A 16,182-nucleotide genomic window follows, 5' to 3' on the forward strand; every position below is an offset into this window, starting at 1 on the left:
ATAATAAAGAGTAACTATAGTCAATTGAAATATGGTTATTCTCTGTAATTTTACAACCTTTAGGAATTCAAATAAATGTTAATTCTACACTATATTTTACATTACGCTTCCTTTTCAGCTACACTGCCTTTCACCAAAATAAACCTTAGATTTTTTATTACCTAAGGTTTAAGTTATATTCTATATTTCTGTTTTTCTCAAAACTTCTCTTGCTTCTTCTACAGTTTCTTCTATTATAGTTTTAACTGGTCGAAGTTCACTTACTAACCCTGCGATTTGCCCTGCCATAACAGAACCATTTTCAACATCTCCATCATAAACCGCTCTTCTTAATGAACCTAGTGTCAATTCTTCTAATTCCATAAGTGTTGAAGATTTTCCTTCCAATTCATGATATCTTTTCGTAAGTTCATTTTTAATACCTCGGACAGGTGCTCTGAATTTTTCTCCTGTTAGCGTAGTTGATGTGTCAACCGCTTCTAAGATTATGTTTTTATACTCTGTAGAGATTGGACACTCTTCAGAAGCTAAGAATACAGTTCCCATCTGGACTCCACTTGCTCCTAAACAATATGCAGCTGCCATTCCACGACCATCCGCAATCCCTCCAGCTGCAATAACCGGAATATTTACAGCACTTGTCACCTGTGGCAACAGTGCCATCGTAGTACTAGTTCCCACGTGTCCTCCTGCTTCCATACCTTCTACAACAACCGCGTCACAACCTAATTCTTCCATTTTCACCGCAGCTTTTACCGAAGGAATTACAGGAATTACTTTTATTCCTGCTTCTTTTAAACGTGGCATGTATTTTCTCGGAGTACCCGCTCCTGTTGTGACAATTTTTACACCTTCTTCGATAACAACATCTATTATTTCATCAATATTGTGCATCATAAGCATAAGGTTAACACCGAAAGGTTTATCTGTAAGTATTTTACATTGCTGAATTTCTTTACGAAGTTCTTCTGGACTTACTCCTCCTGAAGCTAAAATACCTAACGCCCCTGCATTCGATACCGCTGAAACAAGTTCATATCTAGCTATTTGAGCCATAGCCCCTTGAAATACCGGATACTTTATCCCTAATAATTTTGTAATCGTCATAATTTTTCTCCTCTATATATTTTTATTATTTCTTAAACCTTCTTTAATCTACTACTAAAAGATAAATCTAGCTACAAAGTAACAAACTACCATTAAAATAACAGACGATAATAAACACGCTGTAAATACTCTTACACCACGTTCTTTAATAACTTTGAAGTTAACACTCATCCCTAAAGCTGCCATCGCCATACCTAAAAATACATATGCAGCATCTACAAAAAATGGAGCTAACGGTTTTAAGAAAGTAACATAACTTCCTAAAATACTCATAAAGATAAAACCTAGAATAAAGTACGGCATTGGAACTTTTCCTTTTGTTTCATCTTGAGTCTTCTTATTAACTACAATCAGTATACCTGCAACAACAATAAGCATAAGAACACGTGATAATTTAGTAAGAATTGCAGCATCAAGCGCCACTTGTCCACCTGCTCCTCCAGCCGCAACTGCGTGAGCTATTTCATGAAGGCTCCCTCCTGTAAATACTCCGTAGTTGTAAGTATCAAGCCCCAGGTATGGTTGTAAGGTTACTTCTATTAAAGTAAATACTGTACCTAGTATCGCAACAACCGCAACCGCAAGAACGCTGTTATCTGTTTTCGCTCGAAGTTGTCCACTTACCCCCATAACTGCCGCAGCACCACAAATACCGCAACCACATGAAGAAAGCAATGAAAGTTCATGATCCACTTTAAAAGCTCGACACATAAAGTAAGTTAAAGTTACCATGAATAACACGATAAAGAACGCTACAATCAACGTCTTTTTACCTTCTGATAGAAGTCTATCTAACGCTAACTTGAATCCTAATAAAATTATTCCAAGCCGTAAAAATTTATTACTTATAAACGGAATATCTGCCTTAACCTGCTCTTTTAATCCTTTTGACGCTTGCAATGACATACCGATAACAAGTGCTATTACCAAATGTCCAAACAATTTTAATGCAGGTACTTGAGCAAGATATTTTGCTACTAACGAAATAATCAACATTATACCTAAGGTATAATAAAAATTAACACTCTTGAATCTTTCCATAAGAGATTTCCCCTTTTGTATATTTATCTAAATAAAAACTATTTATAGTTTAATTATACTCTACTAAAAGAAGATGTTCAATAAATAATCAAATTCTCATAAACAATACTTTATAACCTCAGAATAAAGATAAAATATTAAGAAATTCACTTAAACATACACTTATTTTTTAAATAACAAATTAGCCAAGAAGATAAATTTTAAATCCACCTTCCTGGCTATTTTCTTTAATTTTTATAAATAGACTCTGTAAAGTCTTGTGATTGTTTTAAGTATGCTTTGTATATTTCTTTTTTAAGTTTTTGTACTGGAGTTTCTATATACGAAAGTTTCGCCGCTGTTGTGTTTCCTGCTTTTATTTGAGCTACTTCATCACGAACAGCCTGCTCCATAAGCTGTTTTAGTTTCGCTGGGCTGTTTATTACTTCTTCTCTTCCGTTGTAATTTATCGTAATAGATTTCAACCTATCTAATTTTGCAACACGTTCATTAATTTGATCTTTTTTGAAGGCTACATATGATTTTCCTAAGATTTTTTCGAAAATATATTTATCAGATAACGGTTTACCTGCTGCTTCAGCTTGGTTTTTATATTGATTCGATACATAAGGTACAAATCCTTCATAATAGCCTAAGGCTCCCATAAGTTCAAAGGCTTGTTTTCTGAATGTAATATCCCCACTCATACCTTTATCATTTTCACTAACTCCGAAAATCGTATCAAACATATCTACAAAATAATATCCATTAGCTTTTACATCACCTTTGCCATTAAATCCATTTATAATATAACGATTCACAAGAATGTTATTGTCAATTAGACTATTGATATCCGATAGCTTTCTTGCTTCATCTAAAGTGATTTCTGAGATTCTTTCACTATTATGCGTAGCTTGAACTGCTGGATTTGCATATGTTACAGGTGTTCTCACCCCTGTTGTTTTTATCGGCGTTATTTTTTTGAAGTATTTAGTTTTATCTTCTACTGAAAGCTTACTTGTCGCTTCCGCTTCTAGATAATCTAAACTATATAGTACATCAAAACTTCCATGCATATAAGATTTCAAATCTGCATCCGTCTTAAATCTATCTGGTTTTTTATTATAAAATCCATTCTTATTACTTTCATCATAAACGAAGTTTAAGTTGAAATATGTATCTTTTTCTGGTGTATACGAATTTTCGAAGATTCCTCGAGCATAAAATTCCGCAGCTGTACCATCTCGACGACCATGATTATTGAATAATACCGTTCTATCTAACAAATGCGTCATTTCATGAGAATAAGTCGCTGATCCCCTATCATCTAGAACTCTATCTATGAAGTAACGTACACCCACACCGTTTGCTTCTGCACCTACAATTTGTGATGGTGAGTACAGCCCTAGAGGAGTCATGAAATCTTTAACCCCTTTATCTGCTGTTGGTCCTGATTCTTTAGACCATGTTGTCGCTATTCCAGCAAACTCATTAGGCGTATATTTTTTCATCGTATCTACAATCACTCTATTGGTAATTAGTTTCGAGCGATTTTCTGCTTTTGTTATTCTATATAAAGTATCAACATAATTAGCTTGTCTTGTCGCTGTTAGTTCTATCAATTCTTTAACCTTATTAAGATCTTCGGTGTACTTAGCTTTATTTGTTTTCTCTAAAGAAGTATCCATATATGTTCCGATGTTTCCGTAGGTTACCGTCGCTATATTAGTTATAGCATACACGCTTGGTTCTTTAATGTTCACCAAACCTAACAATGTAGCAATATTTTGTTGTTTTCTATTATTTATTTGAAGTCCTTCAGCTCCATACTTTTCAGGATCAGTAGTTAATTTAGTATATAACCCGACCTTTTCATCAGATTTTTGTTTCGAAGTTTTTTCAACTACAATAGCTCGACTAGCTTTCTTCAACCACGTGTCCCCATCCATATTAGTAAATGTAGTTCTATTGTAATCTAAGAATTCTAATAATGTTGGTTTGTCTGTGATTTTCTCGAAATATTTCTCAAATGTTTTTGGACTATTAGTAAGTTTCAGTTCATCATAGCTCATAGATCCAAGATGTTTTAACCATTCTAGAGAAGTAACATTTTTCTTACCAAACGAACTTGGGTTATACGCTAATATATCACGAATATTAGTATCACCAAAATCAATATTATAAAATCTATTTATATATGATAATCCTAATAGTATTTTCTCTTTATTATCTTCAATATCACGTTTTACTTTTTCTCTATTTTGTGGAGTGTCTCCAATAATGCTCAACGTGTGCGCCGCAACTTTTTTCAACCTAGCATCTAAATCTGTTTTAGTCTCTTCTAACGTTTCTTTAATTGATAATTTTTCTAGATACTCTTTTCGTAAAACTTCTTTTACTTCTGCATCAGTTATAGCTGGATTAGTTTTTTGTAGTTCTTTTCGTTTCAAGTATAAATCTCGATTTATTTCTGTATCTGATGGCGTTAGTTGTGATTTTAATTTTTCATCCGTTAATAAATTTATAGTTTTCATTCTAGAACTAGCTTCTGTTACATTCACTGCATTTTCTAATTCGCTATTAACTGGTAGTAAATGCGGTTTGTTTTCTTTAGTTCCAACTAAGATTACTTTTTGTCGCATAGCTCTAGTTGTTTCAGTTTTTTCTGTTGAATTAGTTAATTTTCCAGTTTCAGGATTAACTTCATAAGTTTTAGTCGTTGTTATTTCACCTTCTTCTCCTACTTCTTTAATAACTTCTTTTCCTTTCGGAAGCTCAGAATCGTCTTTTTTCAATTCAGTGATTTCTATAGGTTTTACTATTTTCTCAACATTACCAACTTTAACAATTCTATTTACTGGTTGTTTTTCTATTTTTGTAGAAATATTTTCTACTATTTTTCCAGTAGATTTATCAAGAGTATATGAAGTAGTAGTCACTTCCTTACCTTTTTCCCCTGGTGTTTCTTCTTGTTTCCCATTATAATTTAGATCTGACGATGCTTTATAAATTGTTTTATAGTCTAGTTCTTTTTCGGTAGTTATTGGATTTGGTATAGTCGGCTTTACGTCTACTTTATCCTCTTCCTCTGGTACTGGTTTTTCGTCTGGAATTGGTTTTTCATCTGGCACTGGCTTTACATCTGGTATCGGTTGTTCCGGAGTTGGTTTTATCTCTAACTCTGGATTCTCAGGTTGCACTAAAGGTTCTCCTTTCTCTCTTACTACACCTATCGGACTCTCAGGCTGTACTAATGGTTCTCCTTTCTCACTTATTACTGCTTCTGGATTCTCAGGTTGTACTAATGGTTCTCCTTTCTCACTTATTACTGCTTCTGGGTTCTCGGGTTGTACTAAGGGTTCGCCTTTCTCGCTTACTACACCTATCGGATTCTCAGGCTGTACTAATGGTTCTCCTTTCTCACTTACTACAACTTTCTCCTCTACACCTGTTTTTTCCTCTACTACTCCAGGAGTAAACTCTCCTTGTTTTCCTATCTTGATAGAACTACTTTTGTTTGTATATGTTTTCCCTATTTCAAAATAGTAACCTGTAAAACTATACCCAGGTATTTCCTCTGGACTTGGTAACATTCCACCTATCGAAGTTTTTATCATCACTGGTTGGATTTCTTTAAAATCTTCAAAAGCCATCACTTGACTTAAATTACCACTAACAGTTAACATACTAACTAAAAAGATCGATTTTCCTTTTTTCTTTTTAATCAACGTTAAACACACCACCAACAACACTCCACCTAGAGCTAACGTTCCTGTTGGAATATCACCAGTATTCGGTAATAAATTATTTTTTCTATAAACAAAATAATATTCTTTCCCTTCTTCTACTGCTATTTTATTTTCTTCAAAAACTTTCAATTGATTTTTTATTTGTTCTGATAAACTATCCTTATCTACCGCGTGAGTGGTAACCTCTTGCACTTCTGCCGCTTTTACTTCATCTGTATAATTTAAAGATAAAAACAAACTTGTTCCTAATAATACTGAACAAGCTCCCATCTTATACTTCCTTATTGAGAAATTCTGTCTTTTTTTAAAATTCTCTTTCTTCATTATTTTTCTCCATAAATTCTTAATTTTATAATCAACTATACTATAGCAAACTTAGTATATTTTCGCAACTATAATCATAAACTTAACCGCTAAATATACTCCTTAAATCACATAATTTATTTTAGATATAAAAAAGACGCAACCAAAAATGTTACGCCTTCTTAATTCAATCTGTTATTTTTTATTTACTACCCTAACAATACGAATAAGTAGTGAGCTATAACTCCCGCTGCTAGACCACCTATTGTATGTGATACAATCGCTTTTGAAGATAATTTACGCACTCCAAGAGCATCCATCATACCGATGTGAGTACTTAAGTATCCACTCCAACACATACCCATCGCTGTGAATACCGCAATATCATTCGCTCCAATTAATCCATTCTTCAAGAATTCTGGTACTAATGAGATTGCTCCTCCTACTGCTCCTAAGGCTGTAATTGGGAAGGCAATTGCTTCTGCAGAATGGAATCCAAATAGCGGTTCTAGAATGAATGTTAGTTTCTCTCCTAACCAAGGTAAGAATCCAACACCTTCATATGCCGCACCTGTATATCCTCCAGCTGGCATTTTGAATGTTAACATCATTACGAAAGTACATACTATAAGCACCCCTGGAATGATTGCTAGACCCATTTCAACCCCTGTTTTACCACCTTCTAAAACAGTATCTAGCACTCGCTGGAACATATTTCCATCACGTACTATTCTTACTTTATCCGGTCTATCATCACCTTCAGCTAATTCAATCGCTGGCTCTTCTGCTTCTTCACCATAGTATTTTCTAGTCTCTATTAACATTAAACGAACACTTATAATACTACCTAGGATTGCTCCAACATTACCGATGATCGCTGCTTTGATGAATCCTTCTCCTTGTCCCATCATAAACATCGTTACGATAAGTCCCATACCAAAAGCTGTTCCTAAGTTACATAGGGCTGGCACTTGATATTTTTTAAAGAAAGAGGTAAATCTTTTATCTTTCGCAAATGGAATAATAGCTGGGTTATCTGATAGATATGTAGCTACCGCACCTGTAACACTCGCTCCAGGCATTCCCCAAAGTGGTTTCATAAGAGGTGCAAAAATCTTGTTAATTAATGCTATTGCACCAAATTCTGATAGAAGCGCACTAATAGCACCTGCGATAACGGCCATTGCCATAATGAAAAATACTGTATTAAGCAGTAAATCATGAGCTGTTGCCATCATCGTTTTAAACATAAGTGGTGTTCCCATTTTTCTAGCCATTAGACCAAATATTAGGAAAAATATAGCTAGGAAGACAAATGTCTCTAGGCTTATTGCTTTTTTTACCACTGAATTTTGTTTGATTTTCTTTTTCTTGGTTGTATCCTTACCCATAAAAATCGTCCTTTCTGATTTTATTTTAAAAATTTATTCAAAAGTTTACATATTTTAAACTGTACTAATACAACTTATGTAAATATTATATCATAGATTCTTTATCCTTGCAACTATTTCAACAATCCTGAAACTAATTAAACTAAATTACTATTATAAAATTTCCAACGTAAAACAAACTTACTTCAACCTAACCTTTCCATAACAATATCTACAAAAGATATCTTTCCTAAATAATTTCTTAAAAAATAAAATTAATTATATTTATATTTTACTAGTTATTGTTCCGCAGTACTAGTACAGTTGTTTTTTGGTGTTATATTTGTTTTATTATCATGTGAGAATCTAATATTTTTATACTGAAATTGTTATAGAAATATAAAATTAATGAACTTTACACACTATTTTTCAAGCTCTATTAATTGCTTTAAACTTGGTTTTTTGATAAAATTAAGAGGTAACTAAAAAATATATAGGAGAAAATAATTTCATGCGATTGAAAAATAAAAATAATAATAAAATTTTAAAGTTTTCAATTAGAAAATTATCTCTTGGTGCAGCACCGGTCGTTATCGGGGCTTTATTTTTTGGAAGTCATGCACCAAGCGAAGTACTTGCCAACGAAAACAACACAAGTGTTAAATATACTTATCTAGCTGAAAATGAATTGACCGAAGCTGAGAAAACTTTAATTAAAAGAAGTATTCCGAACGATGTAAAAAACAACGAAACATACTACATGGTTTATAAAAAAGAAGCACAAACTTCTGCTAAACCTACAGAATTAAAATCATTACCAAATACTGGACAAAGTTCACTTCCTGTAGCAGGACTTGGAATCGGTACTGCAATATTAGTAGTTCTTTTAATGTCGAAAAAACACAGAAACAAAGTTCTTAGCGTTGTGTTAATCGGGGCTATGGGACAAAGCATCGTTATGCCTTACCAATCATTCGCCTTCGAAAACAAAGAATTAGTGCAATACAACACACAAACAACAGTAGCTAATTCTGCAGAGCTTGCGAACGGTGTAATCAACATCGATGGCTATCGCTATGTTGGATACTTTACTCTTAGCGATTTAGGTGCTTTACCTCAAGCTGAACAAAAAGTTCTTCCAAAACCAACACAACCAACTCCAACACCTACAGTAGATCACAAGACACCTACCGAGGAAACACCTAAAGTTACAGTTGAAAACAAACCTGAACTTAAATCTACTACTGAAGTTGTTCCTTTCCAAACTATCAAGCAACCTGATGCTACTTTACCTAAAGGACAAACTAAAGTTGTTCAAGAAGGAGTTAGCGGTGAACAAATCGTATTCAGCGAAGTAACTACTGTTAATGGTAAACAATCTAGAAAAGTTATCAAAACTTCAATTACAAAACAACCTGTAAACAAGGTTATCGCCATTGGAACTAAGGAAGAAGTCACTCCTCAACCGGAAACTCCAAAACCTGTGGAAACTAAACCTACTCCTCAACCGGAAACTCCAAAACCTGTGGAAACTAAACCTACTCCTCAACCGGAAACTCCAAAACCTGTGGAAATTAAACCTACTCCTCAGCCGGAAACTCCAAAACCCGAGGAAAAAGTTGACAAAACAGCACTAAAAGCTCAAATCGATAGAGCTCTTGCACTTGTTCCTGCTGATTATTCAGCTGCAAGCTACAACGCTCTTAAACCAATTTTAGAAGCTGCACAAAACGTCTACTCTTCTGATAGTGTTAAACAACCTGAAGTAGACAGTGAAACAGCGAAACTTAAAGCTGCTATCGATGCTCTTAATGTCGACAAAACAGACTTAAACAAAACTATCGCTGATGCAAAATCAAAAACTAAAGAACACTACAGTGATGCATCTTGGACAAACCTTCAATCTGTATTAGCTGAAGCTGAAAAAGTTACAAACAACCCTGCAGCAAAACAAAGCGAAGTTGATCACATTAACGAAAAACTTAAAGCCGCTATCGCAGGATTAAACACAAATAAGACTGAACTTGAAAAACAACTAGCAGATGCTAACTCTAAAGTCTCTACAGACTTCAGCCCTGCAACTTGGTCTGCATTAGAAGAAGCGAAAAAAGCTGCTCAAGCAGTAGAAGACAATGCTACTGCTACTCAAGCTCAAATCGATGAGGCAGCTAAAAAACTTAAAGCCGCTATCGACGCTCTTAATGTTGACAAAACAAAATTACAATCACAAATAAAAGATGCAGCCACTAAACAAGAAGCTAACTATAGCCCTACAACTTGGAATGAATTCAAAAATGCTGAAATTAAAGCTAAAGAAATCAACAACCAAACTACTCCACTTCCTAAACAAAGTGAAATAGATACCGCTACTAAAGCTCTTCAAGATGCTATTAAAGCTCTTGCTGTAGATAAAACTGCATTACAAACTGCTATTAACACAGCTAAAAACAAACGTAAAGAAGAATACACTACTCAAACATTGAAAGCTTTAGAGGAAGCACTTGCAGCAGCAAACCTTATAAATGCAGTTGAAGCTACTACTCAAAGCAAAGTAAATGCAGCTACTGAAAAATTAGAAGAAGCTATCAAAAACTTAGTTCCATTAACTGAGAAACCAATACTAAAATTCGTAGATACTGACAAAAAAGTATTAGATAAAGAAGTAGTTGCTAAGTATTCTCTGGAAAATCCAACTAAGACAAAAATCAAATCAATCACAGCTACTCTGAAAAAAGATGGACAAGTTGTTAAGACTGTAAATCTAACAGAAGATAATCTAAATGCTTTATTAGATAATCTGAAATACTATCAAGAATACACTCTATCTACTACTATGGTTTACGATAGAGGTAATGGTGAAGAAACTGAAACATTAGCTGATCAACCAATTCAATTAGATCTTAAAAAAGTTGAAATTAAAAATATTAAAGAAACAAGTTTAATAAGTGTTGATGATGCGGGGGCTGAAACGGACATCAGTCTACTTTCAGAAAAACCAGCAAATGTTGCTCCACTTTACCTACGAGTTACAACTCACGATAATAAAGTAACAAGACTTTCTGTTGATAAGATTGAAGAAGTAGTTAAAGATGGAAAAACTTTATACAAAGTTACTGCAACAGCTCCTGATTTAGTTCAACACACAGATTCTTCTAAATTAGCAAATGAGTACGTTCATTACTTCGAAAAACAAAAATTAAAAGAAGGTAATGTTTACTATAACTTCAACGAACTTGTAAAAGACATACAAGCTAACCCTACTGGAGAGTTTAAACTTGGTGCAGATCTTAATGCAGCAAACGTAAAACCTAACGGAAAATCTTATGTAACTACAACATTCAAAGGTAAACTACTAAGTAATGATGGTGGTAGATTTACTATCCACAACTTAGCACGCCCTCTATTTGGTAGAGTCGAAAATGCCCATGTTCATGATATTAACTTAGGTAATGTAGATATTAATTTACCTGGAGAAAATAAAGTTGCACCTCTTGGTGAAATGTTCAAAAACTCAAATATCGAAAATATTAAGGTAACAGGTAATGTTGTAGGTAACAACGATGTTACCGGTATGGTTAACAAACTTGATGAATCAAATATGCGTAACGTTGCATTTATCGGGAAGATTAACAGCCTTGGGGATAAATCTTGGTGGTCTGGAGGACTTGTAAGTGAAAGCTGGAGAAGTAATACAGATAGCGTCTATTTCGATGGTGATATTGTAGGTAACAACTCTAAATTCGGTGGACTTGTCGCTAAAGTTAACCACGGTGGAAACCCTAACGATTTCAAACAACGTGGTAGATTAACAAATTCATTTGTTAAAGGTACTATGACACTTAAAAACCACGGTCAAAGTGGTGGTTTAATCCACGAAAACTATGACTGGGGATGGGTTGAAAACAACGTTAGTATGATGAAAGTTACAAACGGAGAAATCATGTATGGAGCAAGTTCAGTTGACACTGGAGATTCATACTTCGGATTCGATAACTTCAAGAATAACTTTTATGTAACTGATGTAGCTACAGGATTATCTTCATACAACAAATCTAAACAAATTAAAGGTATTACAGAAGCTCAAGCATTAGAAAAATTCGCTAAAATGGGAATCACTGCTCATGAATATGCAATTAACGAACCAGTAGTTAATACTCTTAACAACATTAAACCAAAAGCTGACACTTATAAAGATACAGAAGACTACAACGCTGAGCGCGAACTTGCTTACCGTAACATTGAAAAACTTCAACCATTCTACAATAAAGAGTGGATTGTTAACCAAGGTAACAAGATTCCAGCTGGTTCTAAATTATTAACTACAGCGGTATTATCTGTTACTGCAATGAAAGATAATGAATTCGTAACTGAACTTGGTGATGCCAACCGCATCATCGTCCACTACGCTGATAAGACAAAAGAAATCTTTAACATCTCACCTAAAGAATCTCAAGTGAAACAAGTTAAAGAATATAGCATCGCTGAACTTGGAGAAATAGTTTACACTCCTAACATCGTTGATAAAGAGCGTAGCGATTTAATCAGTGCTATTGAAAGCAAATTAAGTCCAATAGAATTACAATCTGACCCTATTTATCAACACTTAGGAAGAACAGGTGGTAACAAAGTAAATGCAATTAAGGATCTTTACTTAGAAGAAAGCTTCAAGTACGTTAAAGATAACCTTAACAAATTCGTTACTAAGTTAGTTCAAAATGAAGATCATCAACTTAACACTGATAAAGCTGCTAAACGTGCATTAATTAAGAAAATTGATGACAATAAGGCTGCAGTTCTTCTTGGATTAGCTTACCTAAACCGTTACTACGGTGTTAAATTCGATGACTTTAACATTAAAGAGTTAATGTTATTCAAACCTGACTTCTACGGTAAGAACGTTAACGTCTTAGACTTCTTGATTAAAGTTGGTTCTAAAGAAAGTAACATTAAAGGTGATAGAACTTTAGAAGCTTATCGCGAAACTATCGGTGGAACTATTGGTATAGGTGAGTTAAACAGTTTCTTAGACTATAACATGCGTCTATTCACAAGTGATACTGACTTAAACGATTGGTTCATAAAAGCAACTAAAGATAATGTATATGTTGTCGAACCGAAAACAACAACACCTGAATTCGCAGATAAGAAACACAGAGCTTATGAAGGATTAAATAATGATGTTCACGGTAAGATGATCCTTCCACTATTAAACTTAAAAGATGCTCATATGTTCTTAATCTCAACGTATAATACTATGGCTTACAGTTCATTTGAAAAATATGGTAAGAATACTGAAGCAGAACGTGAAGCATTCAAGAAAGAAATCGATAAAGTAGCAAAAGCTCAACAAAATTACCTAGACTTCTGGTCTCGTCTATCATTAGATAAAGTTCGTAATCAACTACTTAAGAGCAATAACATGGTACCAACACCAGTACTAGATAACCAAAACTATCCAGAAGGTACTGACAAATACGGTCACACTAACAGCGGTAAAGACATTGCTCCAGTTCGCGAACTATATGGACCAACAGGTCGTTATCACGCAACTGACTGGCGTATGGGAGCAGTAGCTCGTGTTTACGGTAACCCTTACAAAGATGATTCAGTATTCTTCATGGTTACTAGTATGATTAGTGACTTCGGTATCTCTGCATTCACTCACGAAACTACTCACGTAAATGACCGTATGGTTTACTTAGGTGGTTCAAGACACCGTGAAGGAACTGACTTAGAAGCATTCGCACAAGGTATGTTACAATCTCCTGCTGAAACAAGTCCAAACGGTGACTTTAAAGCACTTGGATTAAACATGGCATACGAACGTCCAAACGACGGAAACCAATGGTATAACACTAATCCAAACGATCTTGCATCTCGTGCAGAAATCGATCATTACATGAAAGGTTTCAACGATACTCTAATGCTTCTTGATTACCTTGAAGGAGAAGCCGTACTTGGTAAAGGAAGCAAAGAATTAAACAACGCTTGGTTCAAGAAAGTTGCTAAGAAATTACGTGGAGCTAATACAAAGAACCAATACGATGAAGTTAGAAATCTTAACGAAGAAGAAAAAGGTTATGCATTAAACTCTGTTGACGACTTAGTAGATCACAACTTCATGACTAAACACGGTCCAGGTAATAATACATACGATCCAACTGGATTTGGAACTGCCTACGTAACTGTACCTATAACTGCAGGTATCTACGGAGGTAACACAAGTGAAGGTGCTCCAGGAGCAATGTCATTCAAACATAACACATTCAGAATTTGGGGTTACTATGGATACGAAAAAGGATTCCTAAACTACGCTTCAAATATGTTAAAAGCTGAATCTAAAAAAGCTGGTAACGCTACTTTAGGTGATGACTTCATCATCAAGAAAATTTCTGATGGTAAATTCACTTCTCTAGAAGCTTGGAAGAAAGCATACTTCAAAGAAGTTGTGGATAAAGCTAAATCAGGATTTAACCCTGTTACAATCGACGGTACTACATACAGTAGTTATGAAGACTTGAAGAATGCATTTGCTGCAGCTGTTGAAAAAGATAAAGCTACTCTTAAAAATGGATCAGTTAAATCTGACAACACTGTTGCACTTAAAGAAAAACTATACAAAAAACTTCTTCAACAAACAAATAGCTTTAAAACTTCTATTTTTAAATAAAATAGAATCTATATTTTAAATATATTAAACTCCCGAAAACTCAATATACAAGTTTTCGGGAGTTTTTTATAATCTTTACTTCAGACCTCTGAAACTGTCTGTTTTTATTTTTTTCTTATTTATTCCGTTATTTTCTAAAAAATTTTCCATAGTTTTAACATCATCAGGTTGACCTGATAATAAATATATAGCATTGTTCCCGTATATACCCACTGCTTTTTTTAGTTTTTCTTGACTTTGTTCTATACTCTCACTAGTTTCATAAATAAAGTCTTTTCCTTTACTTGATAACTCTATCAGTTCGTTATTAAAAATATTTACCCTTTTATCTAGATGGTTAAGTATAATTGTACGTTTAGAGTTCCATTCTTTAACAATCGGTCTCATTGCTGCAACGCCAACATCAGATGCAAAACAAATAATAGGTTCTTGATTATCTGCAATCTCTAAGTTTCCACCTAACCAACTCACCTCAACTTTCGCTCCCACCTGCAAGCTAGTCAAGTTTTTCTTATAAACACTTCCTCTATTATGTGTTAAAATCATAATCTCTTTTTCTTCAGGATTAGATGCAATAGTAAGCCATCTGTTATTTTGCTTGCTATCCTTTACTTCAGGTATGGTGATTTTCACATAAGAACCTGGTTCCCAAGTCATATTATCTGGTTTTTCCAATCGAACAACATATAGATCATCACTATCATTTTCTATTGATTTGACCGATAAAGTTTGACTGCGGCCAAGAAACGCAAATACTCCCCACGTTGTTAGCCCTAGAGCCACTGTTGTAATAAGAATAATAGTTAACATTTTTTTACCTCTTTTCATTTTCTTCCTCTTTCAAAAATTTTATAGTTAATAATATATGCGTTTATCTTTTTTTAAAAAATTATAAAGCTAAATCAAGAACAGTTTTATAGTTAATAAAATACTTTTATATAGTTGTAAATATATTATTTTTATAAATATGAATGAATATTATTTGTTATTCATTCATATATGTTTAAAAAATAAAGAATTGTCATTCTTTATTTAAATAATCCTTTTACAAAATAAGTTGCTAGTGTTTCTATTGTCTGATTAACGTTGGGTATATCTTTTTCTGTAATATTCATATCTATATAGTAAAAAAGATGATAAACTTCTAAAACCTCTTGGATTTTTTCTTGAGAGTACCCCTCCATCATCATACGTTTAGTAAAGGTTTCTATTAAAAACTGATGGAATGGATTTGAAGCTTTACCTTCTTCTGAAGAATAATAGCTATGCAACTCATTAGAAATAGCAGGATTATACCATTCTGCTAAAATTTTATTAGATGAAATCAAACTTCTTGATTGTCCAAAAAGTTGACCTATAAGTTCAACCACATCCCCTTCCCAATCAATATCATTCATTATAACTTGTCGAATACGATTATTTTCCTCTATATAAACATCTAGAAAAATTTCTTCTTTACTTTCATAGTAATTATAGAAAGAACCTACTGCCATACCAGCTTGTTTGGCAACTTCTGAAATTACTGTTGCTTTATAGCCTTTATTAGAAAAAACATTATAAGCAGCTTGCTTTAATAATTGTTTTTTATCCAATTTCTTCCCCCCTTTCTTTTTTTGAATGAATTTATTTTTATGTTCATTCATATTTTATCAAATTTTTTACTTCAAGTCAATAATAAATCATTTTTATAGGTTTAGCCTCTATATTTTTATTTAACCTAAAAAAAGAGAGAACTTTTATTCTCTCTTTTTTGTTTATTAGTTATTATTTTTAGCACGGTATAAGAATGAAGATACTGCCATAAGTGCAAATCCTAAAAGACCTGGTAATACTGGTGAATCAGTAGCTCCTGTATTTGGTAATGGTTTCTTAGGTTTTAGATCTTTTGGATCTTTTGGATCTTTTGGATCTACAGGTTTTTCTGGGGTTGGTTTATTATATTTATTTATAAACGTCACATTAT

8 protein-coding genes are annotated in these 16,182 nt (G+C 33.6%); 1 reads left to right on the forward strand and 7 read right to left on the reverse strand.

Annotation, left to right across the window (positions count from 1 at the left end):
• Positions 1-180: 180 nt before the first annotated feature.
• From ACWOA3_RS06905 to ACWOA3_RS06920, 4 genes are all read right to left on the reverse strand, one after another.
• Complete coding sequence (locus ACWOA3_RS06905; RefSeq protein WP_003147674.1) at positions 181-1,107, reverse strand: nitronate monooxygenase; 927 nt, start codon at positions 1,105-1,107, stop codon at positions 181-183.
• Positions 1,108-1,161: 54 nt separating this feature from the next.
• On the reverse strand, positions 1,162-2,148 hold the full coding sequence (locus ACWOA3_RS06910; protein ID WP_456884950.1) for a YeiH family protein: 987 nt from the start codon (positions 2,146-2,148) through the stop codon (positions 1,162-1,164).
• Positions 2,149-2,375: 227 nt separating this feature from the next.
• Positions 2,376-6,200 (reverse strand): ZmpA/ZmpB/ZmpC family metallo-endopeptidase, encoded by a 3,825-nt coding sequence (locus ACWOA3_RS06915; protein ID WP_456884953.1) that lies wholly within the window; start codon positions 6,198-6,200, stop codon positions 2,376-2,378.
• A 188-nt stretch (positions 6,201-6,388) separates the two neighbouring features.
• Complete coding sequence (locus tag ACWOA3_RS06920) at positions 6,389-7,570, reverse strand: CD0519/CD1768 family membrane protein (RefSeq protein ID WP_003147671.1); 1,182 nt, start codon at positions 7,568-7,570, stop codon at positions 6,389-6,391.
• 490 nt (positions 7,571-8,060) lie between these two features.
• Between ACWOA3_RS06920 and ACWOA3_RS06925 the strand changes: the two genes are divergently transcribed.
• Positions 8,061-14,219 carry a ZmpA/ZmpB/ZmpC family metallo-endopeptidase gene (locus ACWOA3_RS06925; RefSeq protein WP_456884955.1) on the forward strand — a complete coding sequence of 2,053 codons (6,159 nt, stop codon included), beginning with the start codon at positions 8,061-8,063 and terminating at the stop codon, positions 14,217-14,219.
• Positions 14,220-14,294: 75 nt separating this feature from the next.
• Here the strand turns inward: ACWOA3_RS06925 and ACWOA3_RS06930 are convergent, their stop codons facing one another.
• From ACWOA3_RS06930 to ACWOA3_RS06940, 3 genes are all read right to left on the reverse strand, one after another.
• Positions 14,295-15,047, reverse strand: a complete 753-nt coding sequence (locus tag ACWOA3_RS06930) for an FAD-dependent oxidoreductase (RefSeq protein WP_456884957.1) — start codon at positions 15,045-15,047, stop codon at positions 14,295-14,297.
• A 200-nt stretch (positions 15,048-15,247) separates the two neighbouring features.
• Positions 15,248-15,811 carry a TetR/AcrR family transcriptional regulator gene (locus tag ACWOA3_RS06935; protein WP_035467178.1) on the reverse strand — a complete coding sequence of 188 codons (564 nt, stop codon included), beginning with the start codon at positions 15,809-15,811 and terminating at the stop codon, positions 15,248-15,250.
• Positions 15,812-15,976: 165 nt separating this feature from the next.
• Positions 15,977-16,182: LPXTG cell wall anchor domain-containing protein (locus ACWOA3_RS06940; RefSeq protein WP_456884958.1), on the reverse strand; the 206-nt coding region annotated here is incomplete at its 5' end.

The sequence above is a fragment of the Gemella taiwanensis genome (assembly GCF_054054385.1).